We start from the raw sequence: 509 nt of genomic DNA on the forward strand, positions 1-509 counted from the left end.
CCAAGCCAGTAAAATCAGCAAGTCCTGAAGGAGCTGAAGTCGCTGTGACTTTTGCACCATTGAATGCCGAATCGGCAACACCCGTAGGAACGCCTGTTCCTGTGTATTTGGTAGCTGAGAATGTCACATTAGCCATTACACTCGGAGTTGAACCTTCAAGGCTTGATTGTTGGCTCCCGTCATTTTTAGTTGTACCAGTATTTCCTGCTTGTCCACCTGTTTGGTTGTTGGCAACACCTGTATCAGGGTTTGTACCATCGTTGTTGGTCGTTGCGACTGCATTACCTGCTGCTGATTGGGCATAGATAGCAACTTCACCATTTGAGACTTGGTCAGTTACAACCGTAGTTTTAGCATTAACATTTACTAGCCCACCAAATCCTGCTAATGTGCTAATTGTCAGAAGACTAACGCTAGCAAGGGCAAATTTTTTGTTAAGTGAATTGAGTTTCATGTTTTTTCTCCTACTTTTGTTTGATTGAGTCTGAGGCTGTGCGCTCATCTCTGCT

Annotated in this window: 1 protein-coding gene; it reads right to left on the bottom strand. The window is 44.2% G+C overall.

Annotated elements, in window-relative coordinates; all coding sequences use genetic code 11:
* Positions 1-454, bottom strand: a 454-nt coding sequence (locus BAZO_RS01660) for a hypothetical protein (RefSeq protein WP_003329473.1), incomplete at its 3' end; no start/stop codon positions are given.
* Positions 455-509 lie beyond the last annotated feature (55 nt).

This window comes from Schinkia azotoformans LMG 9581 (assembly GCF_000307855.1).
Taxonomy (GTDB): domain Bacteria; phylum Bacillota; class Bacilli; order Bacillales; family Bacillaceae_J; genus Schinkia; species Schinkia azotoformans.